The sequence below is a fragment of the Streptomyces prasinopilosus genome (assembly GCF_001419695.1).
Classification (GTDB): Bacteria; Actinomycetota; Actinomycetes; order Streptomycetales; family Streptomycetaceae; genus Streptomyces; species Streptomyces prasinopilosus.
This window is the reverse complement of sequence record NZ_LIRG01000490.1, coordinates 1-9236: the sequence shown is the minus strand read 5'-3', so window position 1 is coordinate 9236 and position 9236 is coordinate 1. Positions and strand designations below refer to the sequence as shown.

At 72.5% G+C, this 9236-nt stretch carries 4 protein-coding genes; 2 read left to right on the top strand and 2 right to left on the bottom strand.

The genetic code is table 11. The annotated features are described in order from the left end of the window. The first annotated feature begins 116 nt into the window (after nt 1-116). Nucleotides 117-359 (top strand): DUF5302 domain-containing protein, encoded by a 243-nt coding sequence (locus AOK18_RS20285; protein WP_055695292.1) that lies wholly within the window; start codon nt 117-119, stop codon nt 357-359. A 366-nt stretch (nt 360-725) separates the two neighbouring features. Here AOK18_RS20285 and AOK18_RS20280 read toward each other — a convergent pair whose 3' ends face one another. Together AOK18_RS20280 and AOK18_RS20275 are read right to left on the bottom strand one after the other, a co-directional pair. Further along, nucleotides 726-2552: a glycoside hydrolase family 3 protein gene (locus tag AOK18_RS20280; protein ID WP_055695291.1), complete on the bottom strand. Its 1827-nt coding sequence runs from the start codon at nt 2550-2552 to the stop codon at nt 726-728. 565 nt (nt 2553-3117) lie between these two features. Continuing rightward, nucleotides 3118-5520: a glycoside hydrolase family 84 protein gene (locus AOK18_RS20275; RefSeq protein WP_055695290.1), complete on the bottom strand. Its 2403-nt coding sequence runs from the start codon at nt 5518-5520 to the stop codon at nt 3118-3120. A gap of 505 nt (nt 5521-6025) precedes the next feature. Here AOK18_RS20275 and AOK18_RS20265 point away from each other — a divergent pair. Then, on the top strand, nt 6026-9236 hold a 3211-nt coding region (locus AOK18_RS20265), incomplete at its 3' end, for a beta-galactosidase (RefSeq protein WP_055695288.1).

Here is a 9236-nt window from a genome sequence, read left to right as displayed (position 1 = left end):
TCCCGGCCGGCCGGGAGCGCGGCCGCCGGAACGGAGCGGGACGACGCTGCCGGCGTCCCGCACCGCGCCCGGCATGACAAGCTGTGCTCGCCCATCCCCGGACCCAGGAGGTCACCATGACCGCAGAGCCCGCACCCACGGAAGGTTCGGAGCCGGTTTCTCCCGAGACCTCTCCGCTGTCACCGGACGGCGACGGCAACTACGACCTCAAACGCAAGTTCCGTGAAGCCCTGGCACGCAAGCGCGGTGCGCAGGCGGACGCGGCCGACGGCGCCGCCAACCCGAACGCGTCGAAGGTGCGTGCGGCGCACGGCCCGGCCGGCAACCAGCGGTCGTTCAGGCGCAAGAGCGGCGGCTGAGGCGGCCGGTCCCGCGGACCGGCCGCCTCACCGGCACTCCGCGTGCCGCCCGCTCGCGCGCCCGGTGCCGTGACCCGCGACGCGCACACCCGTGTGCGCGTCGCGGGCGGTACGCGGCCGGCGGTGGCGCCCGGAGAGGACCGCACCGGGGCGAGGCAGTGATCAAGAACCTCTGCCCGCGGATCCCGACCACCCTTCAGGGACCGACCGGGACATCGATGCGGACCGCATCACCACCGCCCGGCCGCCGCCCGGCTGCCGGGAAAGTACCGGCGGGGCCGGTGCGTGGAGGGCATCGGGCCGTCCCGCCCCGGTGTTCCCCCTCCAGGGGGCACCGGGGCGGAAAGCCGTGCGAGGACGCGGACGTCAGCCGTCGTACGACAGGCCGTGCCCGGAGCGGAAGAGGACCTCGGCCGGGTCGTCGGCCCGCTGGACGGGTACGGGGAGCTTGCCGCGCGGCTCGACCCGGCCGGCGATCACCCGGGCGGCGGCGCGCAGTTCGACCTCGGTCCAGCAGTAGGAGACCAGCGAGGCCGGGACGCCGCCGAGGTGGGCGATGTCGTAGGGGTTGCGCACCGCGAGGTGGACGACGGGGACACCCGTCGCGAGCAGCCGGGACACCAGGGTGCGCTGGGTGCTGGTGGCGTCGACGTTGTCGGTGGTGACCACCACCGCGTCCCGTCCCCGCGCGGCGGCCACGGCCTCGTCGACCTGCGCCGCGTCGGGCGCCCGGCCGGTGGCGAGGTGGGTGGTGCTGTAGCCCAGTTCACCGAACGCCTTGGCCAGTTCGGGCACCGTGGTGCGGGTGTCGTCGGTGGGGAAGGCCGGGCTGGCGCCGACCACGAGCAGTTTCCTCTGCCCGCGGCGCAGCGGGAGCGCCCCGCCCTCGTTGACCAGCAGGGTGGTGGTGCGCTCGGCGATCCGGGCGGCGGCGAGCCGGTGCCTGCGGGCGCCGACGACCCGGTCGACCTCCCTCGGGGAGACGTAGGGGCTGCCGCTGAGCAGGCCGGCCTTGTCCTTGACCCGCAGGATGCGCAGGACCGACTCGTCGAGCCGGTCCTCGGTGATCTCTCCGCTTCGGACGGCGGCCAGGACGCCGTGGTAGGCGACGTCGATGTCCGGCGGGAACAGAAGTTGGTCGGCGCCGGCCTTCAGGGCGAGGACGGGCACGCGGTCGTCGCCGTACTTGGTGCGCACGCCGCGCATGTTGAGGGCGTCGGTGACGATCACGCCGTCGAAGCCGAGTTCCCCGCGCAGCACGCCCTGGAGGATCCTGGGCGACAGGGTGGCCGGTTCGTTGCTGGGGTCGAGCGCGGGGACCTGGAGGTGCGCGGTCATGATCGAGTCGACGCCGGCGGCGATCGCGGCCCTGAAGGGCGGGGCGTCGATGCGGTCCCACTCCTCGCGGGTGTGGGTGATCACGGGCAGTTCGGTGTGGCTGTCCTGCCCGGTGTCCCCGTGGCCCGGGAAGTGCTTGGCGCAGGCCACGACGCCGGCCTGCTGATAACCCGTCACCTGGGCCGCCACCATGCGTCCGACCTCGCGGGCGTCGGCGCCGAAGGAGCGGACGTTGATGATGGGGTTGGCCGGATTGACGTTGACGTCGGCGACCGGGGCGAAGTTCTGGTGGATGCCCAGGGCGGCGAGTTCGGTGCCCGATATCCGTCCGGCGGTGCGCGCGTCGGAGAGCGAACGGCCCGCGCCGAGCGCCATCGCGCCCGGCAGCTGGGTGGCGCCGCTGCCGATGCGGACGTTGACCCCGTGCTCCTGGTCGATGGAGATCAGGGACGGGACGGGGGTGGGCAGCGAGAGCGAGGCCCGCTGCACCCCGTTCGTCAGGTCCGCTATCTGGCGCGGGTCCTGGATGTTGTTCGTCCAGCCGGAGAAGTAGATGACACCGCCGAGGTGGTACTTGGCGATCAGCTCGGCGACGGTGCGGACGCCGAGTTCCCTGAGGTTGCGGTCCTGGTCGAACTGGCTGGGAGAAGTCGCCGACGCGCCGTAGAAGTAGGGCACGAACAGCTGGCCGATCTTCGCCTCGACGCTCATCCTGGAGAGGATCTTCTTGAGGCGGTTGTCGCGCCGGTGTGCGACCGCGGGGGCGGCGGTCACGCCCATGAGGCCCGTCGCGCTCGCGGTGGCCACGGTCGCGGAAGCGAGGACGGTTCGCCTGGACAGACTTCGGTCCTGCATGCGGACATGCTCCTTCCAGCCTTGCGCATCAAGGGGATTGGAGGAAACGCGAAGGACTCCGAACTGCGGGAAACGTAGCCCGCGGGTCGCGGGCGGGGCAAGAGGTCTAGACAAAATAGGTCCAGACGAATCGAGGGTCCCCTGCTGTACACGTCGCTGCCCTGAGCTGGGCTGATGTGTGAAACACGCCGTTCCCCGCGGTCCTCGGGGCGCCTGGCTCGTGCCGGCGGGGCCGGAGCGGACGGAGAGCCACCGCCGCCGCGCCCCGCCGTCCTGACGTGTGCCGGTGCCTCCCGCCGTGCCCCGTACACCGCCGAGGACCTCGCCCCGGAGGCGTTCACGCACGGGGGCCGCGGTGGCGGACCGGAGCCTGGTCGCCGCGGCGTCGGGCACCCGGGCGGGGCGGGCTCTCCGCCTCGACGCGGAGCACCGCTTCCCCGCGGCCGGGTGACGGTGACCGGTGCGGGACGGGACGCGGGGGCGGGAAGACCGCCTGCGCGGTGCGGGTCCGCGGCAGGGGGCACGCCCCGCCGCGGACCCGCGGCGGGGCGTGCCGTGCCGTACGTCAGGCGGCGGGCGTCCCGTAGACGCCCATCTCGTGGATCGAGTAGCCCCAGGTCGTCCTCCGTTCGACGCCCTGCATGCGGACGTACCGTACGGTCTCGTCGGCGGAGAGCCGGACGACGTCGTTGCCGCAGGTGTCCGGGCGCTGCGTGGACACGGTCCTCCAGTTCACCCCGTCCCCGGAGGTCTGCACGGCGTACTCCGCCGCGCAGGCGTTCTCCCAGTCGAGGGTGACCGCCGCGACCTTCGCCGGTGCGGCGAGCTCGACCTGCACCCACGCGTCGTCGGAGTAGCCGGAGGCCCAGCGGGTGTCCGTCTTCCCGTCGTTGACGTGCCGGGGGGCCAGCCGGTCGAGGTCCAGCTCCGTGCTGGAGGCGGACGCCTTCCCCTTCAGGGCCAGGTTTTCCGCGCCTCCCGTGGAGTCCCACAGCTGCAGCCGGAGGCCGGCCTGGAGGAGGAAGGTGTCGAGCACGCCGTCACCGACCTTGGGCTGGACCTTGCCCCAGGAGTTGCGCGGCGGGTCGACCCGCACGGCGCGGGCCCGCTGCTGCAGGGCGTCCGAGGAGGCCAGCAGCCGGTCGGAGGCCTCCTTGTCCCCGTCCTGCCGGGCCGCGAGCGCGTCGAGCATCGTGACCATCGCCTCGCCCCACAGTGCGGTGGCGTCCAGCCAGGGGGCCGCGTCGGCGGTGAACCCCTTCTGCACGGACCCGCCGCGGATGGTGGCCGGGGCCTGCTGGACGGCGGTGGCGTGGGAGCGCAGCGCGCCGACGGCGCCGGCGCGGTCCCCGGCGTCCCACTTCTTCCAGAACTCCGCCGTGAGGCGGGAGAGTCCGGGTGCCTGGGGCTGCCAGGGCGCGCCGAAGGTCGGTGCCAGGTGCTGGAGGTCGCCGAAGACCAGCAGGGCGTCGGTGGCCTCCGCGTCGCCGCCCGCGAGGTAGGACATGGCGTTCCGCCAGTTCTTCCGCGCGTCGTAGGCGAGGTCGTTCCAGGTGAAGTCCGCGGTGCCGAAGACGGCGACCTTGCTGGCGTACGGCTGGTTCATGGGGTTGGCCACGATGCCGGAGAGGTGCTCGGACAGCCCCGCCTCACGCTTGTCGTAGGGCGCGAGCAGCAGCCGTCCGCTGGTGTTGCCGAAGTCGTTGACCGGGTAGTTGTCCCAGACGAAGACCTTGCGGCCGAAGACCTCCGCCGCCTGTTCGGCCTCCGCGTTGGTGATCTGCGCCGGCACGACGCCCTGCCCGGTCCACATCACCTCGACCGCGGGGTCCAGGGTCTCCCGCAGGGCCCGCTTGTAGGCCGACTCGCTGTGGTTGTAGTACTCGGTGGGCACCATCTGCAGCGGCCAGACCCCCTCGTGGGTGGCGACGAAGGTCCGCTGCACGTCGTTGAGCAGGTCGACCTGTGCCTTTCCCGCGGCTCCCGCGCCGGGCTCGCCGTACGCCGCCCGGTCGGCCTCGCAGTTCCAGCGGGTGTAGTCGATGTCGTCGAGCGGGACGGAGAAGGCGCGGGTTCCCAGGTCGTACAGGGCCCGGAGCTTGTCCTTGAGTGCCTTGCGGTCGGCGGGGTCGGAGTAGCAGATCGACTCCCCCGGGGAGACGGCGAAGGTGAAGCGGACGTGGTTCGTTGTGGCCCGCTCCACCAGTTCGCCCAGTTCCGCCAGCTTCTCCGCCGGGTAGGGCTCGCGCCACCTGCCCCGGTGGTAGGGGTCGTCCTTGGGTGCGTAGACGTAGGTGTTGGCCTTGACGTCGCCGTGGAAGTCCATCTGGTCGAGGCGCTCGGCGTGTGTCCACGGCTGTCCGTAGAAGCCCTCGATGGTGCCCCGCAGCGGCATCGAGGGGTGGTCACCGACCCGGGCGCCGGCCACCTTCCAGCCGTCGCCCCCGGAGCGGACGAACAACTGCCGCAGGGTCTGCACGGCGTAGAACTGACCGGCGGCGTCCGTGCCGCCGAGGGTGATCCGCGCACCCCGCCCGGCCGACGCGACGCGCAGGGCGTAACCCTCCGCCCGGTCGGGCACCGCCGTGTCGCCGAGCGCCGCCGCGATGTCGGGACGCGTGGCCGGACCGATCCGCACGGTGAGCAGACCGGAGGCCACCGGCGGCACCCTGCCGGGGGCGACGACGTCCACCCGGCCGGCGCCGTGCGCCTTCAGCTCCCGCACGAGACGATCGCGGGCGGCGGCGTCCGTGTCCCCGTCCGCCACGACGATCACCCTGCTGGTCACGGTGACGTCGTCGCCCGCGCGGGCGAGGGACTGCGGGACCGGCGAGACGGGTGGCAGCGCGGATGCCGCGGGGGGCCCGACGTCCGCCGCGGCGACGGCCGGCAGCGCTTCGAGTGCCATGACGCTTGCGAGTGCGAAGCACAGGCCCGCCGTCGTGATGGCGTTCGTGCGTCTCCTCATGAGACCTCCAGGCTTGGTCTGGACCATAAACTCGCTTAATTCCCAAGGGCGATGTGAAGGACGACAGTAGGAGGTAAGACGTATGGGGTCTAGACCTCTGTGTCGACCGGCTTTACTCTGGCCAACATTGGTTGCCTGGCTCATCGCCTTGGCATGCCCAGCTCGCGGCATGGCTTCACGCAGTCACATGACCGAAGAAGGACTTCCTCGAGTCCGTGTTGTCGGAGGCGCCCGTGCACCAGTCGTCGAGATTCCGCCGGCCCCGGGAGCGGGGCGTGTCCCGCCGCTCCGGCCCGCTCCTGAGGCCGCTCGCGGCCGGCCTCGCCCCGGCCCTCGCGGCCCTCACCCCGGTGGGCGCCGCCGCGGCCGCGCCCGACCGCCCGCCCGAGGCGGCCCCGGCGGCGCCCGCCGCCGCGGACGCGGTCTCCTTCCCGGCAACGACGGAAAGCCGCACCGCGTCGCCTGGGACGACAAGTCCCTCACCATCGACGGCGAGCGGCTGACCGTGTGGTCCGGCGAGTTCCACTACTGGCGGCTGCCCAGCCCCGACCAGTGGCGGGACGTCCTGCAGAAACTGAAGGCGTCCGGCTTCAACGCCGTGTCGCTGTACTTCTTCTGGGGCTACCACTCCAGCAAGCCCGGCTCCTACGACTTCTCCGGCGTCCGCGACATCGACCGGCTCCTCACCATGGCCGAGGAGGAGGGCATGTACGTCATCGCCCGCCCCGGCCCGTACACCAACGCCGAGGCGAGCATGGGCGGCCTGCCGGCGTACATGACCACCCACGCCGGCGAGGAGCGCACGGCTGCCCCGCAGAACCTCGCGGCCGACCTGGAGTGGCTGAAGACCGTCAACGCCGTCATCTCCCGGCACCAGATCACCGACGGCGGGGGCAGCGTCATCGCCTACCAGGTCGAGAACGAGCAGATCGACAACGCGCCCGAGCACGTCGAGTACATCGAGAAGCTGCAGACGGCCGTGAAGGAACACGGCATCACCGTGCCGCTGTTCCACAACGCCTGGGGCGACGGCCACGGCTGGAACGTGCCCGGGAAACCCGGTGGTTCGAAACTCGACCTCTACGCCTTCGACACCTACCCGCTGGGATTCGACTGCACGGGATCCCGCGGCCGGCTCCAGGACTTCGAGTCCCGCATCCGGGGCTACTCGCCCGGGACGCCGGTCTTCATCGCCGAGGGGCAGGGCGGGGCGTTCACGTCGTGGGGCCGCACCTTCCAGACCACCGAGTGCGCGAAGTTCGTCGACCCCGCGTTCCTCCGCCAGTTCGCGGTGAACAACCTCGCCAACGGCGTGACCGTGTTCAACTCCTACATGGAGTACGGCGGCACCAACTGGGGCTGGACCGGCGACCCCGGCTCCGGCTTCACCTCCTACGACTACGGCGCCCCGATCTCCGAGGACCGGAGCATCACCCCCAAGCTCGCCGTCCACAAGGAGTTCGGCTACCTGCACGACGCGGTGACACCGATCGCCTCGGCGCAGAACGTCACCGCCCCCGAGGTCACGGCCACCGGCGGCGGCCCGGTCAGGGCCCAGCAGCGGCTGTCCACGGAGAACGCCCGGACCACCTCCGTCTCGGGCAACGGCACCCGTCTGATCACCCTGCGCCACCCCGACTCCAACGACACCTCGACCAGCCGTGCGACGTTCCCGCTGGACCTGGCCGTCGCGCCGAAACCGCCCACGGCACCCGCGTACCGCTGGAACGACTCCGACACCCGGGCGCTGAAGTTCACCGGTTCCTGGGAACGCGCCTCCGGCAAGAGCTGGACCAGCGGCGACCACCAGGACGACGAGACCTTCTCCGACCGGGCCGGGGACAGCCTGGAGGTCACCTTCGAGGGACCGGCCGTCCGCTGGATCGGACCGGACTCCTCCAACCACGGCACCGCCGACGTCTACGTCGACGGAGTCAAGAAGGCCACGGTCGACAGCTACGCCCCCTCGCCGACCTTCCAGCACGTCAAGTACGAGGCGAACGACCTGGGGGAGGGCGAGCACACCCTCAGGATCGTGGTGACCGGCGAGAAGGGGACCGCCGCCTCCCAGGGCACGTTCGTCTCCGTCGACGCGATCGACACCGGCCCGAGCCCGGGCACGTCCGCCACGGCGTACCCGCGCGTCCCGCAGAAGGAGGGCACCGCGGTCACCGTCGCCGGCCGCGACGCCGAGGTCCTCGTCGCCGACTACGCCTTCGGCCCGCACCGCATGCCCTACTCCACCTCCCAGGTGCTCACCCACCTGTCCGCGGGAGGCGACCTGCTCGCCCTCCACGGCACAGCGGGCGAAGCGGGCGAGACGGTGCTGCGCTACGCGGCGCGGCCGGAGGTCACCACCCTGGACGGCGATCCGGTGGAGGTCACCTGGGACGCGGCGCGCAAGGACCTGCGGCTCAACTACACGCACGGCGGCACCCGGACGCTCCGGATCACCGGTGACGGCAGGGATCTGACCCTCCTGATCACGGACCGCGACGGCGTGGCGGCCACCTGGAAGCTCGACGCCGGCACCGCCGACGTCCTCGTCACCGGCCCGGAACCGGCCCGCACCGCCCGCCTCGCCGGGACCCGGCTCGACCTGACCGGCGACACCCGCCGGGCCGGTCCGCTGCGGGTGTTCGCGCCGGCCGGCGTCGACGTCCTCACCTGGAACGGCGAGCGCGTCTCCGCCACCCGCGACGCGGCGGGCGCGCTCGTCGCCGCCCTGCCCGGCCCCGGGACCCCGTCGATGCCGGGCCCGACCACCTGGCGCGCGGCCGACGCCGACCCCGAGCGCACCGCCGGCTTCGACGACTCCGGCTGGAAGAAGGCCGACCGGACCACCGCCGACAACCCCCGGCACGGACCCGGCGCGGCCTCGGGCGTCGTCCTGGACACCGACGAGTACGGCTTCCACGAGGGCGACACCTGGTACCGCGGCCGCTACACGCCGTCGCAGGCGAGCACCACGGTGAAGGTCTCCGTCAGGACCGGGACGGCCGGCCACGCGATGGTCTGGCTCAACGGCCGCTACCTCGGCGCCCAGGGCGACGGCACCGCCACCCACACCGTGCCGGCCGGCGTCGCCGAGCCGGGCGGACAGGCCGTGCTGGCGATCCTCGTCCGCAACATGGGGCACTACGAGGACTGGTCCTCCGACGGCCGCTCCAAGGGCGGCCGCGGTCTGGCCGACGTGGAGGTGCCCGGCTCGGGCAAGGTCCAGTGGCGGATCCAGGGCGCCGCGGGCGGCCCCGACCCGGTCGACACCGTGCGCGGGATCTACAACAACGGCGGCCTGTACGGCGAGCGCGCGGGCTGGCACCTGCCGGGCGCGCCCGACTCCTCCTGGGGCACGACCCGGTCGTTCAAGAGCGAACGGCCCGGGGTGCGGTGGTACCGCACGACGGCCCGGCTGGACCTGCCCGAGGGCACCGACACCGCGGTCGGCCTGCGGATCGACGACGACGGGTTCCGCGCCGACAAGTACCGGGTGCAGATCTTCGTGAACGGCTGGAACACCGGCCAGTACGTCAACAACGTCGGACCGCAGAAGGAGTTCGTCATCCCCTCCGGGTTCCTCGAGGCCCGGGGCGAGAACACCATCGCCCTGGCGGTCTCCGCCGAGCAGAGCGGCGTCGGACCCGACGCGGTCTCGCTCGTGCACCGGGGCACCGTGCTCGGCGGTGTTCCCGGTGGACAGAACGACTCGCCCGGCC